Raw genomic sequence first — 17,772 nt, forward strand, 5'->3', positions numbered from 1 at the left:
GTGGCAGGCAGGACCCCGAGGTCAGACGTGGGCCCGTGGTCGCAGTGGATCAGGCGATCAGGGGGTGTAGTTGTCGCAGCTGTAGGTCGTGTAGGACTTGAAGATCGTGTCCACGAAGGCGTTCTGGGCGTCGGAGTAGTAATCCTGGGCCGGCGACCCGAACTTGTTCTGCACGTTCCAGGGGAACTCCTCCACATGGTCCGGCGTGTTCCAGCTGTCGGCGTAGACCTGCTTGAGTTGGGCCTCGAGGCCGTAGCGGTACATGATCGCGTGGGTGAACTCGTGGATCACCTGATCGAAGGTGCGGACGGAGTCATCACCCTCGGAGCGCAGGCCGGCGGCGAAGGCGTCGTTGCGGGTCTTGATGCCGGTCTTGCAGATCATCTGCTCGTCGATCCAGAGGTAGTCCATGCTGGTCCCGCCGCGCAGGTCGTCGCCCTTCGGGATGCCGTTCTCGACCGTGCCCGGCCACATGGTGCCGATCGGGGACAGGCCACTGAGGTCGGCCCACGGCTCACCGTTGGTCATGTAGACCGTGTAGCCGTCCATCTTGTTCGCCGGGAAGGCGTCGGTGAAGCGGCTGGTCATGTCGGCGTAGATCACCGAGACGTTGTCCATCGCGGACTGACTGACGCCCTCGGAGGCGACGATGGTGATCTTCGGCGCGTCCAGCACCATGCACTTCGACCAGCCCTGCGGCAGGCAGCTCTCGGCCGGCGCCGGCGGGGTGGTCTCCGGGGTACCGGTGAAGTCGAAGGAGAAGCTGTCGGTCAGGAACGGTGCGTTGTGCACCGATGAGTCGCCGTACACCCGCCAGCGCTTGATCTCCTTGCCGTCGGCCAGCAGGCTCGCATCGAACGAGCCGGAGCCGGCGCCGTTGATCGCGCTCACCGACACGGTGTTCGTGCCCTTGACCAGCTTGTCGGTCAGGTCCAGCTCGACCGGCGGCTGGTTGTTCCGCAGGATGCCCTGCTTGCCCACCTCGGTGCCGTTGACGTTGACGGTGACCTCGTCGTCGACGATCACCATCTTCAGCGTCAAGGTGTCGGCAATCGGTGTGGCTGCGGGGATCTCGGGCACCTCGGACGGTGACTGCGCCTCGGCGACCTCGGCCGGCTCGGTGGTCGCACCGGCCCCGCCGCCGGATTGCGTCGCCGAGGCGGTCGGGCTGTCGGACGTGGGCGCGGTGGTGGCCGCCGAGGTCGAGGACGTCGCCCCGGAGGCCGACGTCGCTGCGGAGGCCGACGTCGCTGCGGAAGCGGACGTGCCCGCGGAGGCGGACGCGGTCGACGCCGCGGCGGAGGTCGAAGCGGTAGCGGCAGGCGCGGCGGACTCGGCGGAACACGCGGTGACGGCGAGCATCGCGACCATGACGGCCGCGGCAGGTACGAGCTTTCGTCTCATGTGGTTGTCCTCGGTGAGGGACCCGGAGTGGATCCGACTGGGCAGTGACAATAGGGCCGGAAATGCAACGAAATGCAACTGCTGGACGTCTCGGAATGGCAACGATCTGGCGGATCTTGGAATTCTTCCGAGCGGCACGAAAAGGCAGCGAAAAGGCGGCCGTCATCCACTCCTCGGCGCAGGTGCGCAGGAGCTGATCACAAGGTGCAATTGGATGCGGATGGTCGCGACCCCGACGCGAGCCTCCGTTGCCGGATATCGATCCGGCGCGAGCGGTTTCCCCCTATGCCGCGCGACCACCTCGCTGGTGATGGGGTCCGGGCCGACCTGCGACGTGCGCCGGCGGGAGGGTGATGGCCGCGCCGTTGGCTGGACGCGGAGTAGTCGACCGGGCGCAGTCCCTGCAAGGCGTACGGGTGGCACCACAGCTGTCCGATACCACTCGCCTGCCCTCCTTCAGGTGAACTCAGCACGTTCTGAGCAGCAGGAACCTAACACGAGGTCAGCGCCTGCGGGTGTCCGATCTGTGCGTCATCCGTAGAGGAAATCTGGTCCGGACGAAGGATTTTGATGCCGATGTGGGCCGTTCGAGTGGGCACTGTGACACGACGGAGCGGTGACCAGCAGGACCACGGCAAAGTCCCGCTTGGAAACAGTGTTGTAGCTTCTGCAAATCCCCCGACCGGGCGCCGAGAATGAACCGCTTCAATGCGAGCGACACTACTTCATGATCGGCAAGAACCTCCACGGAAAGTGTTCGCTCGGGCGCACGACGTCATTCCCCGCGAAGGCTGCTCGACCGATCATGATCATTTCCGACGGCCGCCCCACGGTGGGGCGCGGCGCTCCGATCCAGGTACGCCCGCGCCTTCCCGGTCAGCCGGGTGATCCCGTACTCCCCGAGCACGGCTCGCCGCCCGTCCTCGTCGAGCTCGGCGCCGAGCTCCAGCAGGTCCATCAGCGCCCGGACCTCGGAGCGCGGGATGTCGGTGAGGTCGCGGGGGCCGCGGTCGCGGACGAGGACAGGTTCGGTCTCGGGGAGATAGAGGGTGATCTCCTCGGGGGTGGAGCGGTCGTCGATGCGGGCGAGGGTGCCGTCGCGCAGGGCGTGCTTCACGACGTCGGCGAGCACTCGCTTGATCGCGGCGCCGGTCCGGTTCTGGCCGGCAGCCTTCGCATACAGCCGGTACAGCCGCCCCGCCAGGATCGGGCCCTCGACGCCGACGATGTCCAGGATCCCGGGCAGGATCTGCTTGCGGTTGCCCTGGGACACCGGCGGCAGCTCCCGCGGCACCCACTCCACGTACGTCCCCAGCGGGGTGTGCACGGCATCGGCCGGCACCTCCACCACCTCGTCCTCGTCATCCTCGACGGCACCCGGTAGATCGAGATCCGTTGTGGGGGCGAGGGAATCGACGATCACCGTGCGCAGCGTGGTGCGCGGCGGCGGCTCGACGCCGGCATCGGGATGGATGCCGAGCAGCGCCAGGCGGTCGAAGATCGGCTCCATGGTGGCGTCGGGATCGCGGTAGTACGACGAGGCCCGCACCCGCTCGAACGACCACCCGGACCGCTCCAGCACCTGCACCCGGCTCTGCTCCTGCCGCCACGCCTCCGCGCCGCGCCAGCGGTCCGCGTCCGACTCGATCGCCAGCCGGCCGTCCGGGCCGTTCACCACCAGGTCGATCTTGTGCCGCCCCACCTGCCGCTGCACGTCGACGTCCACGAACCCGGCGCTGCGCACGTGCTCCAGCACCTTGCGCTCCAGCTCCGACTCGCACCGCTCCCGCAGCCCCTCACCGATCGCCCGCGGCGCGGCCGGCTCGGAGCAGTAGGCGATCAACTGCGCCCGGAAGTCGCCGCGCGGCAGGTCCTCCGGCGTCACCGAGGTGACCACCCACAGCTGGCTGCGCGCCCGCGACGCGGCGACGTTGATCCGGCGCAGGTCCCGTGCGCTGGTCATCGCGCCGATCCGGCCGGACGGGTCCACCACGGTGGACAGCACCATCACGTCCCGCTCGTCGCCCTGGAAGTTCGCCGGCTCCCCGCAGCGGATCCGACGTGCCTGCAGCGTCTCGAGATCCAGTCGGTCGTAGAGCATGTCGTTGATCAGCTTCGACTGCGCCGTGCCCAGCAGCGACACCACACCGAAGGTCATGCCCTCGTAGGCCGGGTCCGCGCACAGCTCGGCGATCAGGTCAGCCACCACCGTCGCCTCGTCCGCATTCACGTCGCCGACCCGGCGGCCGCCGTCGACGGTGATCACGCCCAGCGGCGTCCAGCCCGGGTGCGGCGCCTTGTCGCGCAGCGGAATGACCCGGCCGTCGTAGGCGACAGTGTTGGAGTAGCCGATGATCTCGGGCAGGCAGCGGAAGTGCTCGGTCAGCATCACCACGTCCGGGAACTTCTGCGCCGCCAGGTCGTAGAGGCTGTTGTCCGGGTCGAAGAGCGTGCGGTACTTCGGGATCCCGGTCAGGTAGTCGTCCATCAGGTCGAACACCCGCTGCCGGTCCAGGCCGACGTTCTCCGGGCTGGTCTGCTTGTCGTCGCCGACCACGATCGCCGCCTTCGCCAGCGACAGCAGCGGCAGCGCGGAGAAGTTGATCTGCGAGGCCTCGTCGATCACGATCACGTCGAACGGCGGCTCTACCGTCGGCCGGAAGCTGGTCAGCGCCCGCGCCGTCGGCATGATCCACACCGGCACCGCGGTCTTCGACTCGTCCAGCGCCTGCCGCATCTCCTCCAGCCAGCGCGCGGCGAACCGGCCACCGGTCTTGCCGAACCGGTTCACCGCCTTCAGGTACGCCGAGAGTGCCTGCCGCTCCGGCGTTCCGATCGCATCGACCAGCCGCCGCCAGGCCCGTTCACCGACCAACTCGACCACCGTGCGGCCGCGCTCACCGGTCAGGTCGTCGATCCGGTGCTGCAGCGCGCCGGGGGAGGGCAGCGCAGTGACCGAGGCGACCCAGCAGTCCAGTCGGCGCCAGCGCCAGGTGTCCTCGAACTCCTCCGCCTTCCCGCCGCGTGCCGGATCCTGCAGGATCTCCGACGTCCACAGCGGCGCTGCCGCCTTCAACCGCTCCCGCAGCAGCCGCAGTTGCAGCGCTGCGGGGGCGATGTCGACGAGAGTGTCGACGGCCTGGACGTTCTCGCTCCAGGCGACACGGTCGCGGTCGGTCAGTGCGTCGGCGAGGTGCCGCCACAGCGGGGAGGCGTCGGCGACATCGGAGCGCAGGTACTCACCGACAGCGTCCAGTCGGGCATCGATCGAATCGAGATCCAGGACACCCGCGGCGGTCTCGGCCGTGACGGCTACGTCGGTCAGTGAAGCCGCAGTCGGTGCCGGCAGCCCGGCGGCGACGGCCCTTTCGGCCAGGGCCGCGAGCCGGGGCGATGCGCCGAGCACCCCGCCCAGCTCGTCCAGCGCGAATCGGACGTCCTCCTCCGGCGTCTGCGACAGCGCCGCAGCGCCGAGCGGTTGGGCCTGGTTCGCCCACCGCGTGTACAGGTCGCGGCGGTGGTCCTGCAGCTGCAGCTGCGCGATGCACAGCGCCACCTCGTCGGCGGTGGCCGGTTGATGACCGTCGACATCGCACTGCGCGACAGCACGTTTCGCGTCGCGGGCGAACATGCCGAGCTTGCCGCCGCCGGCCATCTTCTGCCGCGCATCCTCCAGATCGGCGACGGTCACCCCGGCCGCGACCGACACCCGGTGGGTGATCAGCCCGGACCGCAGCGCCATCGCCTCGGTGCGCAGCCGGCCCAGGTCGTGGTGCAGCCGCTCCCACTCCTGCCGCTGCAGCGGGTCATCCAGCCGCCGGTGCACCTGGTCGATCCACTGGCCGTTCAGCGCGGTGCGCCACTCGGCCTCGCTGCGCAGGTCCGCCGCCAGTGCGATCAGCGTGCCGGTGCCGGCCTGGCGTACCCGGTCCACATCAGCCAGCGACGCGCCCTCGACCGCGGCTGCCACCGTCGCGCGGCGATCCAGCAGTTCGGCGAACTCGGCGGCGTCCGGCAACTGGTCCAGGGCCGGCAGGGTGTAGCCGGCCTGGTCGGCGCGGGCGGACCCGACCTCGGCCGCCAACGTGCAGAACTCGCCGAACTCCGCTGCTGTCAACGGAAGTGGGGCATCGACGGCGAGCACGTCGGGGATGTGCACCAGCCGGGTCTCGTGGTCGGCGACCCACGCCGCCGCCGCGCCGGGCGTCAACGTGCCGTCGAGGGTCTTCACCTCGGCGGCCCGGGCATCCAGCAATTGGGTGTCCAACGCGGTGAGTTCTCGCTCCAGTTCGTCGAGACGTGTGTCCAGCTGCAGGATCCGCTGGTCGGCGTCCACCCGGTCGACCCGGCCGACACCGGCCTGGATCTGCTGGATGGAGGTCTCCAGCCGGCGGCGGCCCACCTCGTCGGCGCCGAGCACGGAGACGGTGAGGTCGCGGATGTCTTCCGGCACCTTCTCGGCCAGGACCTGCAGCGCCTGCTCCTTCTCGGCCACCACCAGTACCCGCCGGCCGTAGGCGACGTAGTGGGAGATGAGATTGGCGATCGTGTGCGACTTCCCGGTGCCGGGCGGGCCCTGCACGGTGACGCCGGGGTGCCGCTGCACCAGCCGGATGATGCGCCGCTGCTCCTCGTTGGTGGCCAGCGGCAGCAGCAGCCGCTCGTCCGCCTCGTGGGTGGTGACCGTCTCGATCTCGGAGGTCATCACAGCCCGCAGCGGGGCCGGGATGGCGTCCGGGTGCGCGGTGTACAGGTCGCGCATCGCGTCGAGGAAGGCCTGCGCGTTCGGCGGCCGGCGGCGGGCGTGCAGCACCCAGCTGGTGTCGGCGACGGCGCTGGCCGACCGGCGCGGGGCGGTGGCGGCGACCACGCCCTCGTCGTCGACGGCGCGCACCAGGTCCTGCACCAGCTCGGCGAGAGTCGTTGCGTCCCAGGGATCCGGGTTCTCCGCAGTGACCGAGTGCCGGACCGCGTTGTAGCCGGTGGCGTCGTGCTGCGGCAGCCCGTGCAGGTACCGGCTCTCCACCGACGGTGCGCCGGTCGGCCGGACCACGATCTGCTGGTCGTCGGTCTGCAGGTCGATCTCCACCGGCACGGTGATCAGCGGGTGGTCGACGATCCCGCCCGCCACCGACCAGCGCAGCCGGCCGAAACCCCAGACCAGCTCGACGGATTCGCGATCGGTGGTGAGCCGGTCCCGCTGCTCGAACAGGTCGCGGTGCAGCTTCTTCACCTTGCGCACCGACCGGTAGTCGGCCGCCCACGGCTGCCACACCGTCTCGATCCACTGCCGCGCCGGCTCGAGGTCGCGCTCCCAGGCCGCCGCGTTCTCCGCGCGGGCGGTGGCCTGCTCCTCCGGTGTCAGCGCATCCGGCGGGACGAAGGTCGGCGGGCTGACCAGCTCCGGTGGCTCGTCCGCCTCCAGCCGGCCGCCCTCCACCAGCAGATCGATCAGGTCGGCCGGAACGATCGGCTCGGCGGGCAGGTCCAGGAAGTCGACCCGCAGCCACACGTCCTCGCTGGGCCGGACCCTGACCGCCGGGTGCTTCGGCACATTCGCCGACAGCAGTCGGTACATGCCGGTCTCCGCGATGTCCCGGACGGCCGGGTTGCGCTGCGCGTCGTACGCGGCCAGGAACTCGATCAGGTTCAGGACCTGCGCGTTCACCGTGGGGGTGGCCGGCTCAGGGGGTACCGACACGCCTGCGCCACCTCCCTGCTCGCTCCCGGAGTCCCCGATCATGCCAGGTCCGGGTGTCACGCTTCAGGGCGCGTCGATGGTGGCGATCGGGGTGCCGGTGGCGGTTGCGGTGGGTTCGAAGAAGAACATCTTGCTGTTGTGGACCAGCCACACCCCGTGGTCGGTCATGGTTGGGACGGAGGCCGGAAGCATTCGGAGTCCGGCCGAGTTCGTGGACAGGTCGAAGACGGTGAACGCCCGGTCACCGTCCTGCCACAGCCCGAGCCTGAACTGGTCCGTCACGAAGGCTGCCGAACCGTCAGCGGTGCCCGATCTGCCGAGCTCGCCCAGCCAGGCCGCGGGGATGTCAGCCACCACGTCGAAGTTCTCGTCCAGCACCTCGAACCCGTCCTCGGCCAGAGCGAAGACGGTGCCGTCGGGAAAGAGGGCCTCGGTGCTCCGCGGTGGGTCCGCCGGGTCGATCCGCTCGGTGGTGCCGGTGTCGACGTCGACGAGCAGTCGGAGCGGTGGGGCGCTGCGGCAGAGGATGCTCAACTGCTCGACGTACGGTGAGCTGGAGCAGTTGTTGTTGCAGTTGAAGATGTCCTCACAGATCAGACCGACCTCGGATGTGGTCAGGTCGGGGTTGATGCGGCGAAGTGTGACGCCCTTGTCCTCGGCGGATCTCTCGACCAATGCTGCATACACACCCGTCCCGGAGGCCACCAGATAGTCCCCGCTCGCGAACATGGATTCGCCGTCGATCGATTCCGGACCGATCAGTTCGGCGCCGGACGGGTCGAGGCCGAACACCTGCGAGCCGTCCGGGGTGTCCACCAGGTACCCCCAGACCCGGCCGTCGGCCGTCCGCACCAGGGACTCGACGCGGCCCTGTGGAGCCAGGATGTGGGTCTGCAGCAATTCCCCGGTTCGTGCATCCAGGACCAGGACGCCGGGCGGCACGCTGCACTGGTCGGCCGGATCGCAGAAGTCGCGGTCGATCTCCACCGGCACGAACATCCGGTCGCCGACCACCACCGGTGGACCGTCGTCGTTGATGTGGATGGCCTGCTCCAGGGTCGGAAACCCGGGCAGATCGTCGTCGTCGTGCACGGCGATCACCGCCGTGATCGCCAGGCCGCTGCCGATATGCGCCATCCAGTCCGCGGTCCGGACCGGTCCGGACGTCGCTCCTGGCGGCTCCGTCGTCCGCGTTGGTTCCGAGGCCTGTCCGGATGCCGACGCGGTGGTGGTGACCCGGTCGGTTGCTGTGGGCGAGGTAGTGGTGGAGGCGGTGCTGGTCGGGACCGGCACCGCGAAGCTGGTCACCGCCCGGACTCCGCTGCCGGCGACGGCACCCGCGCAACCACTCAAGACCAGCGCCGCCACAGCGGCAGTCACCATCGATCGAGTCCGTGCCACCGCGCACCCCCGGTCCGGAAAGTCCGTTTCGCCGGAGTCTAGGGATGCTTGCTCGCCCTGGAAAGGGCAGGTCAGGACGCGTCGATGGTCGCGATCGTCCGGCGGCCCGCGGACGCCCGCGGCTCCACCAGCAGGATCCCGGTCGGCGACACCCACCACACCCCGGTCGTGCCCAGCACCGGGACGGCGCCGGCGGGCGCCGGCAGTCCGGCGGAGTTCCTGCTCACGGTGACGGCCATCGTGGCGTCGCTCCGGCCGTCCCAGTTCCCGAGCTCACCGGAGTCGGTGGCGAAGGCGACCGCGTGCATGGCCGTGTCCCATCCGGTGATCTGCCCCCGGTGCGGCGCCGCCACCGTCCGGCCCGGCTGGAATTCACGCGACCAGAGCTGGAAACCGGTGGCACCGGCCACGACATGGTCGCCGTCGATCGTCGTGATGGCGACCTTCGCCGGTCCGGCCGGCGGCTCGACGATCTTGGTGGTCAGCGCGCGCGTGGCCGGATCGACGGTCATCCATCGCACCCGGTTGATCTGGCAGAGGATCTGGACCTTGTCGAAGCTCCAGGTGCTGGTGCAGTCCTGACCGCAGTAGACCCGTTGGTCGCAGAGTTCGATCACCGGCGTCGTCGTGCCGCGGCCGTCGTGCCTCAGGAGCGTGACGTAGTCGTCGTGCGGGGCGCGGTAGACGTCGACGACGAAGACGTCGTTGTACGCCGTCGCGAGGTAGTTCGTCACCACCATCGACCGGTTGCGCGTCTCGACGGTCCGCGCCGACATGGCGACGCCGCCCCAATCGGTGAGCCCGAACAGCTGGGTGCTGCCGTCGGTGCCCTGCAACAGGCCCCAGACGGTGCCGTTGTAGGTGCGGACGAGATCGACGATCCGGCCGGACTCGGCGAGCACGAATCGATCCACCGGCTGCCCGGTGAAGGAGTCGAGGAGGAAGACCGCGGGGCGCTCCGGGCATCCCCCGCACTCGGGTGTCAACGACGCCGGTACGAAGAGGAAGTGACCGCTCGTCAGTGCCAGCTTCGGGTTGATCGAGACGGCGCCCCACAACTGTGGCCCGCGCCCGAATCCGGGGTCGCCCTCGTGCACCGCGATCGCTCCGGTGATCGCCATGCCGCCGGGGATCTGGTCGATCCACCTCGTCGGGTCCGGCAGGCCGTCAGCGGGTGCGGCACCCGCGGCGGGGTCCGGGGATGCGGACGCCGCCGATGATGATCCGCCGGCGGTCGTGATGGAGGACGCGGGAGCTGGACCGACAGAGGTGCTCTCGGCTGCCACGGCCCTGTCCTCGGCGACCGTCGGTGCGCAACCGGTCAGCGCCAGCAAGGTGGCGACAACTGCGCAGACCCGGCGGAATCTCTTGCGGGAGTGTGGCCCGGCCGAGGTCCGGGCGCGAGGCGACCCTGGTGCGTGGAAGTGCGAAGGCAATGGGTCCCCCGGCGACATGGTCCCGCCGATCGGGATCCCGGCCGGAGGGTATGTCTCTTGATCGACACGGCGGGCGGGGCCGACTAGATGTGACACGGCCGTGGCCGGCGGTTCCCCCGGACGTTGGTCAGGACCCGGGTGCCCTTGTCACGCAGTGTCGATGGTCGCGATCGGGGTGCGGGTGGTGGTCGCCGTCGGCTCCAGCAAGAACATGCCCCATCGGGAGACCCACCAGACGCCGGTGGAGGTGAGGACAGGCTCGGCCCACTGCCGGAGGTTCAGCCCCGCGGAGTTGTTCTTCACGATCATGGTGGTGAACTCCGGGGCCGTGCGGTCCCACAGCCCGAGCTGGGAGCCGTCGGTGGTGTAGGCCGCAGCTCCGGCCACCGCGTCGAACCCGTCGGTGTCGCCGACCCGCACCGCCGCCACGTCACCGATGACGGTGAAGTCACGGTCGAGCAGGTCGTAGGCATCCTTCTTCGGGCTCATCATCGTGCCGTCAGGGAAGGACCCTCTGATGATGCCGGGGGTCGTGTCCTCGGGGTAGGTGGTGCTGACATCCTTGGTCTCGACGTCGACGGTCCACAGCCCCATTCCGGTGTACTGGCAGAGGATCTCGACCGCGACCTGATCGTCGATCGGCATGTTGGTGCAGTTGGTGGCGCACCTCGACAGATCGTCGCAGAGCTCGACGACCGGAGTGGTCGCCAGGTCCTGGTCGAACGCCAGGAGGTCGACGTGCCCGGTGAAGGAGTCCCCGACGGCGTGCGCCAGGAACACGTCCGCGCCGCGTGAGGCGAGGTAGTTGTACGAATACGAATCCGACGTCGCCTCGACCCCGTCGATCGGGACGGTGTCCACCAGCTCGCCGGTCGGCTCCAGCACCGCGATGCTCATGCCGTCGGCCGTCCCCCAGAGCAGGGCCCACACCCGGCCGTCCTCGGCCCTGATCACGTCGATGATCCCGCCGGAGTCCGCCAGCACGTGGGTCTCCACCAGTTCGCCGGTGCCCGCGTCCAGCACGAACATCCCCGGCGGGGAATCGCATCCCGAGCAGGCGTCGGAGGAGAGGTCGGCCGGGACGAACAGCCGGTTCCCGCTGACGACGGTGTCTGTCGGCTTGATCTCGAAGGTGTCGGGCAGCATCGGGAATGCCTCGAGCCCGTCGTCGTCCTCGTGCACCGCGACCACCGCGGTGATCGCCATCCCACCCTCGACGCTCCCGATCCAGCCGGAGACGTCGGGTGCGATCGGGGTCGCGGGCTCGCCCGCCGTGCTGCCGCTCCCGCTCACGTTCGACCGGGCCGGCGAGCCGGCCACCGACGAGGAACATCCGGCGAGGGTCAGCAAGGCCGCGCACACTGCGACCGTCATGCGGAACTTCTTCACGCCCACACCCCTGGTCCGATCTGTCCGGTTCAGTCCAGGGTAAGGGCATCGCAGAGGTCTGTTCAGCCGACAGTGGTGAAGAGACTCCCGTCCGTGCGATTCACGACGCCGCAATGGCCGCCTGCGGAACACGAGACCCGGAAATAGTTCGCGTAGTCGCTGAGCGTGCCCATGTCGACCGGCGCCGGACTCCACGTAGCGCCGTTGAAGGTGAGCACACGGCCGCGGATGTCCGTGGACACACAGAAGTTCGCGGATGCGCAGGAGAGATCTGCGGAAGAGCCACGTTCCGGTATGAGTCGCACAGGATCGGTCCACACTCCGTCCTCGAGGTAGGCCACGAAGCTATGGCCGTTCCAGTCGCTGTAATCCAGTCCGGTGGCCACGCAGGTGTCTCCGGCGACGCATGCGACCCGAGTCAGCCCGCTGCCGACCGACACGGTCGTGGGATCGGACCATGCAGTCCCGTCCCAGGTCAGAGCAGTCCCCGAGCGTGGTCGGCCGTCAGGAATGGTGATGTCAACAACTGCGACGCAGAAGTCCGGGCGTGAGCAGGACACATCGGTCACTTCGTAGTCGGAGGTCGGACCGCCGGCCGGGAACTCCCCATGGCTGGTCCAACTCGTCCCGTCGTAGGTCGACCAGCGGTTGCCGGTGCCGATCGACATGCAGAAGGTCGTATTCGCACAGGTCAAGAGATGGGGGCGGTCCGCGGGGTTCATGCTGGATGTCTCTGTCCAGTCGCTACCGTCGAATATCCATGTGTGGATGCCGACCGCAATGCAATCCGACATCGTTGAACAGCTGATCAGACCTGGACCGGGCGCAGGCACTTGATCGTCATCGACGATCGGAAATACATCCCCGTTCTCGTTGACGCTGCCCCCGGACACCAGGACCATGCAGCCGTCGTCGGCGCAAGAGAACGCGCCCGGCTCCGGGTGGCGGGCCTCGACCCGCTCGCCCAGAACGCCATCGGTCCACAACGCAGTGTTATCGCCGAACGACATCATGCATTGCGCAGGTCCGAAACACGAGGCAGCGCCAAAGTAGTTCAGGGCGGGAATCGGCGCCCATTCCGAACCGTCGAACCGGAAGTCGAAGTTGAGCGATCCTCCGACCAGGCAGCCCGTGGATGACCAGCAGGAAAGGCCACTGATCGAATACCGACTCTGGCTGTCGACGATGGCCACTTCCGACCACGTCGCCCCGTCGAAGGTGCTGTACCCATCGCCATAGTCAACCCCGGTCAACATGCAGAACGTCGGCGACGTGCATACCAGGTCTGCATTGGAGAAATCGGCAAATCCGGTGGCGATCGGCGCCGACCAGACCACGCCGTTCCAGAGCTGCATTCCGCTCTCGGTGCCGAGCATGGCCATGCACCAGGTGGTCGTCGGGCATTCGAGGTCGACGAGGCCGTCGGAAAGTATTGATCCTGCAGATGACCAAGTGAGGCCGTCGTACTTGTAGTACGTCCCATCCGCGGCGGCCATGCACATGGTGGAACTCGCGCAGTCGAGTTCGCGGACAAAGCGGCCGGCACTGACCAACTGGGTCGGGGACGACCACGACGCTCCGTTCCACACGGCTACGGATGATCCGCCGGTGATGGCAGCGCAGAAGCTCGACGATACGCAGGTGATGTCGGATCGTTCGACAACCGGAAGTTGGGCCTTCCATGTGGTGCCGTCGAACTGCTGCACACGGGTTCGGTCAGAGCCGAGGCAGAAGTTTTCGGAGGGACACGACAAGGTCCACAGCGAGTCGGACGTTCCGCCGGCGGTGATCGGGGTGTTCCAGTTCGGTGCAGGGGCGAGATCGGTGTCCAACACGAATCCGGTGCCATCCGCGACGAGGTCGATCGGCCCGGTGCTGTTGTTCGTCAGTGTGATCCGTCGTCCCTCGCCCGTCGGCAGGAGCACCGAATTGGTGATGCCCTGTCCCGCAGTGAAGTTGACGACCGTGGCCCGCTTCGCCGGGGAGCCGGCCGGTGCGACCGCCAGACTGCCGGAGCGGCTGGGGGCGACAACGGTCAGCGCCGCGAGCACCGTCGACACGCCGGTCGCAGGGACACCGAACCGACCGGTCAGTGACACCGTGATGGCGCCGCCCGCCCTCACGCGCGCCTTGCTGGCACCCTGCCCGGTCCGGGTGTCCAGCAGCCGTGCAGGATCGATGGATGCGTAGCCGCCGGCGACCTCCGGCGCTCCTGATCGGAACCAGCCCGTCGTGTCGGCAACAAGGTCGATGGGTCCTCCACTTCGGTTGGTCAGCACGACCCGGCCGCCCTCACCCATCGGCATCAGGGCGGTGGCGGTGATGCTCTGGCGTGCGGCGAAGTTGATGACGACGGCGGTTCTCCCGGGCGCGCCCTTCGGCGCGACGGCCAAGGTTCCGCTGGCGCCCGGTCCGACAACGGTGAGCGCCGAGACGACGGTTCCGACGCCGTTCGACGGAATCCCCGATCTGCGGGTGAAGGCCACTTCGATGGAGGCTCCCGCAGCCAGCCGGGCCTTCGGGGCGCCGTTCCCGGTGCGGGTGTCCAACTGACGGACCGGATCGACGGCGACGTAGGCCCCGGGGACCAGGAACTGGTTGCCGGCGTGGTACCAGCCGGTCACGTCGGCAACCAGGTCGATGTAGCCGGCGCTGACGTTGGTCAGGACGACCTGTCCCTCGAAACCGATCGGGAGCAGGGTCGTCCCGGTGATGCTCTTCCCGGCGGCGAAGTTGATGACCACGGCCTTCTTGTCGATGTCGCCATCTGGCGCGACTGACAGGGTGCCGGTGTTCCCCGGGCCGACGACGGTCAGCGCCGCTGCCACCGCCCGCACATCGGTGCCGGGGATCCCACCGCGCCCGGTGAAGGCGACGGTGATCGAGGCGCCAGGGCGGATCCTCGCCTTCGGTGCACCGTTGCCGGTACGGGTGTCGAGAAGGCGCACAGGGTCCACGGGCGAGAAGGTGCCTGTGACTGGATCGGCAGCCGCACTGCCCGCTTGCTCTGCGGCTGTCGTCGGCGGCGCGGCGACCAGCGGAACTGCGGCGGCGGCGGCGGCGGCGACCGGAGTCAGCCCTGCTGCCAGCAGCAGTGCTGCCAACAGGACACGTCCGGCACGGAAGGACGGGATGCGACGGTGCGAATTCATGGAGCCCCCAGCTACGCGGTCACGGCGACCCCGGGACCCGGCCGGAGCGTATGACACCAAGCTCGGGTAAAGAAACGGGCGAACCGAACATCACACGGGAGTGGTCAGCGCCCGACCGTCATTGTGATCAGCGAGCCGTCGAGCTCGTTGATCACACCGCATCGCCCGGATGACGAGCAGGACACAGGGAAGTAGTTGCCGTCCGGGTCCGTGGTGCCGATGGGCAAAGGAGCACTCCACGCGGCGCCGTTGAAGATGCGCAGCCGCCCGCCAGCATCCGAGGAGATGCAGAACTGTGAAGAAGCACATCCGAGATCACCCGCGGGCAATGCGTTCGGGGCGATGCGCACGGGCGTGGTCCACGCGCCATTCCGCAGGTAGGCGGCGATGCCGGGGCCGGGTCCGGCATCCGATGCCTCGGACCCAGTGGCTATGCAGGTGCCGTCGGGCACGCATGCAACGCTGTGCAGGGCTCCGTTGGTCGACACGAGGACGGGTTCTGACCACGACGTGCCGTCCCACACGGTCGCGGCGCCGAGACCGGCAGTCGGACCGGCGTCGGTGTCGACGGTGATGGAGATGACGGCGACGCAGAATTGCGGTGAGGTACAGGAGACATCGCTGACGTAGCGCCGGATCCCGGCATCCCCTGTCGGCAGCGTCCCCTGAGCCGTCCAGTCGGTGCCGTCGTAGGTGATCCAGGAGTGGGAGCTGCTCACGCCGACACAGAACTCGGTGCCGACGCAGGAGAGCGCGTCCGGCTTACCCGAAGGGATTCGATCGGCTGACTGAGTCCAGCTCGTTCCGTCGAAGTTCCACCATCGGTAGCCGGTGGCGATGCAGTCAGCAGTGTCGGCGCAAGCGAGAAGGGTGGCGCCACCGGAGGTGTCTTGTGGATCCATCAGGAGTGGGAATAGTTCACCGTCCTCGTTCACGGACGTGTCGTATTCGAGCAGGGCCATGCAACCGTCGTCTGCGCAGGACACCGATTCCAACCGGGGTCCGGTGACCGGGAGATCCGGGCCGAGGACCTCGCCGTCCCAGAGCCGTGAGTAACGGCCATAAGTGACCATGCACTCGAAGGGGCCGAAGCACGAGATCGCACGGGCTGCGCTTCGGCCGAGGTTGGGGATACGGTCCCAGGTCGTTCCGTCGAAGACGTAGTCGTAGTTGGGCGCTCCGTCCAATAGGCAACCTGTGGTCGACCAACAGTTGAGGCTGCCGTAGAACGGATAGATGTCATCGGTCTCCACCGGGGCGGGAACCGACCAGCGTGCACCGTCGAAAGTGCTGTAGTAACCGGGATATTCGGCGCCGGTGATCACACAGAACTGTGGGGAGAGGCATTGCAGCTCGGAGGTCAGGTAGCGGCCGAACCCGGGTGACGACGCTGCTGACCAGCTCGAGCCGTTCCAGGTGCGCATTTTCCCGTCCCGTTGGACCAGCAGACACCACGTGGAGGTCGGGCATTCCAGGTCGGCACCCTCGGCCGCGACGCTCGGCGTGGACAACGGGCCGGCGGGTGACCAGGTCAGCCCGTTGTAGCGGAACGACCGGCCGCTCGCGGCTGCCATGCAGAACGACGCCGAGGCGCAGGCCAGCTGCTCCACGATTGCGGATCCGGTGACGAGCCGGGTCGGCAGCGACCAGGTGGTGCCGGTCCATACGGCGACCGAGGAGGTTCCGGTGATGGCGGCACAGAAGGTCTTCGCCAGGCAGGTGATCTCCGAGCGCTGCACAGCCGGAAGCTGTGCGCGCCAGCGCGTGCCGTCGAACTGCTGGACCCGGACGCGATCCGATCCGAGACAGAAGTCCGCGGAGGGGCAGGACAGGAAGTCCAACCAGTCCCTGGTGCCGCCGAGCTGGACAGGTGCGTCGATCGTCGGCGCAGGGCTCAGGTCGACGTCCAGCAGGTAGCCGGAGACGTCGGCGACCAGGTCGATCGGGCCGGGGCTGTTGTTGGTCAGGACGATGCGGCGGCCCGCGCCGGTCGGCAGCAGCACGGTGGAGGAGATGCTCCGGCCGAGCGCGAAGTTGATCACCGTGGCCTTGCCCGCCCGGTCACCGTCGGGGGCGACGGCAAGGCTCCCGGACCGGGCCGGGTTCACCACGGTCAGCGCGGCGGTCACCGTCGACACCCCGGTGGCCGGAACCTTGCCCCGGCCGGTCAGGGTCGCGGTGACCGTACCGCCGGCCGGAACTCGCGCGGCGGCGGCGCCGTTGCCGGTCCGGGTGTCCAGCAGCCGTACCGGATCGACGGTGGTCCAGCTGCCCGTGGTGGTCGGGGTGCCGGAGCGGAACCATCCGCTGCTGTCGGCAACAAGGTGCACGGTGCCGGTGCTGCGGTTGGTCAGCACCACCTTGCCACCGGTGCCCACCGGGAGCATCGCTGTTCCCGAAATGTTCAGTCCCGCCGCGAAATTGACCACCACAGCAGCGGATCCGGGCGCACCTTTCGGGGCGATGGCCACAGTACCGGGCCTGGTCGCGCCGATGACCGTGACGGAGGAGACGACGGTGGCCACCCCGGTGGCCGGGATGCCGTTGCGGCCGGCGACGGTCACCTCCACCGAAGCGCCCGGCGCGAGTCGTTTCGCCGGTGCGCCGATCGCCAACCGGGTGTCGAGCTGACGTGCAGGGGCGATCGGCTGGTAGCTGCCGGCCGTGCCAGCACCGGTGGACCAGTACCCGGTGGCGTCGGCGACCAGATGGATCGTGCCGGCGCTGTGGTTGGTCAGCACCACCCGGCCGTCGGTACCGATCGGCAGCAGACTCGTCCCGGAGATGCTGCGGCCCGGACTGAAGTTGATCACGACCGCGCGGGCCGCTGCCGCCCCGGCCGGCGCGACCGACAGGGTGCCGCCGCCGGTCGGGTCGACCACGGTCAGGGCCGCGGCCACCGCAGCCACACCGGCCGCCGGGATGTCACCGCGACCGGCGATCATCACGGTGATCGATGCGCCGGGCTCCAGCCGGGCCCTGGCCGCGCCGTTCCCTGTGCGGGTGTCCAGCAGCCGGGTAGGCGTGATCGGGGTGAATGTACCGGCGCCCTGCGGCGCCGCTGCCGACATGCTTGCCGGTGCCGCTACGTCCTGGGTCGTCGACGCGACGGCTACGGTCGCTGCGACCGGGGACAGACCCGCGACACCGAGGACGGCCACCAGCACCACACGGAAAGCATTGCGGCGGAACGACATGGTGCGACGCTGCGATGTCATGGAGCCCCCAGCTCGGTGCCCCGGTTCGTCCGGAACATGATCGGAGACTACGACACAAAGCATGGGTAAAG

At 68.7% G+C, this 17,772-nt stretch carries 7 protein-coding genes; all 7 read right to left on the reverse strand.

The window, feature by feature from the left end; genetic code table 11:
* Window positions 1–57 precede the first annotated feature (57 nt).
* Entirely contained in the window at window positions 58–1,404 is a 1,347-nt protein-coding gene (locus tag GIS00_RS14500) for a hypothetical protein (protein WP_154769110.1), read from the reverse strand.
* Window positions 1,405–2,179: 775 nt separating this feature from the next.
* A complete protein-coding gene (locus GIS00_RS14505) occupies window positions 2,180–7,105 on the reverse strand; it encodes an AAA domain-containing protein (protein WP_196073285.1) in 4,926 nt (1,641 codons plus the stop codon).
* A gap of 63 nt (window positions 7,106–7,168) precedes the next feature.
* Window positions 7,169–8,413 carry a hypothetical protein gene (locus tag GIS00_RS14510; protein WP_154769112.1) on the reverse strand — a complete coding sequence of 415 codons (1,245 nt, stop codon included), beginning with the start codon at window positions 8,411–8,413 and terminating at the stop codon, window positions 7,169–7,171.
* Window positions 8,414–8,577: 164 nt separating this feature from the next.
* A complete protein-coding gene (locus GIS00_RS14515) occupies window positions 8,578–9,792 on the reverse strand; it encodes a hypothetical protein (protein ID WP_154769113.1) in 1,215 nt (404 codons plus the stop codon).
* A gap of 297 nt (window positions 9,793–10,089) precedes the next feature.
* The gene (locus GIS00_RS14520) at window positions 10,090–11,316 is read right to left on the reverse strand and encodes a hypothetical protein (protein ID WP_154769114.1); all 1,227 of its coding nucleotides are present in this window, start codon (window positions 11,314–11,316) and stop codon (window positions 10,090–10,092) included.
* A gap of 77 nt (window positions 11,317–11,393) precedes the next feature.
* Complete coding sequence (locus tag GIS00_RS14525; RefSeq protein WP_154769115.1) at window positions 11,394–14,435, reverse strand: hypothetical protein; 3,042 nt, start codon at window positions 14,433–14,435, stop codon at window positions 11,394–11,396.
* A 152-nt stretch (window positions 14,436–14,587) separates the two neighbouring features.
* A complete protein-coding gene (locus GIS00_RS14530; RefSeq protein WP_154769116.1) occupies window positions 14,588–17,701 on the reverse strand; it encodes a hypothetical protein in 3,114 nt (1,037 codons plus the stop codon).
* Window positions 17,702–17,772: the final 71 nt, after the last annotated feature.

It is taken from the genome of Nakamurella alba, assembly GCF_009707545.1.
GTDB lineage: Bacteria > Actinomycetota > Actinomycetes > Mycobacteriales > Nakamurellaceae > Nakamurella > Nakamurella alba.

Excerpts from the sequence above, each read along its gene's own strand:
- GIS00_RS14500 (WP_154769110.1), bottom strand. The coding sequence starts at position 1,404 with ATGAGACGAAAGCTCGTACCTGCCGCGGCCGTCATGGTCGCGATGCTC.
- GIS00_RS14520 (WP_154769114.1), bottom strand. The coding sequence starts at position 11,316 with ATGACGGTCGCAGTGTGCGCGGCCTTGCTGACCCTCGCCGGATGTTCC.
- GIS00_RS14530 (WP_154769116.1), bottom strand. The coding sequence starts at position 17,701 with ATGACATCGCAGCGTCGCACCATGTCGTTCCGCCGCAATGCTTTCCGT.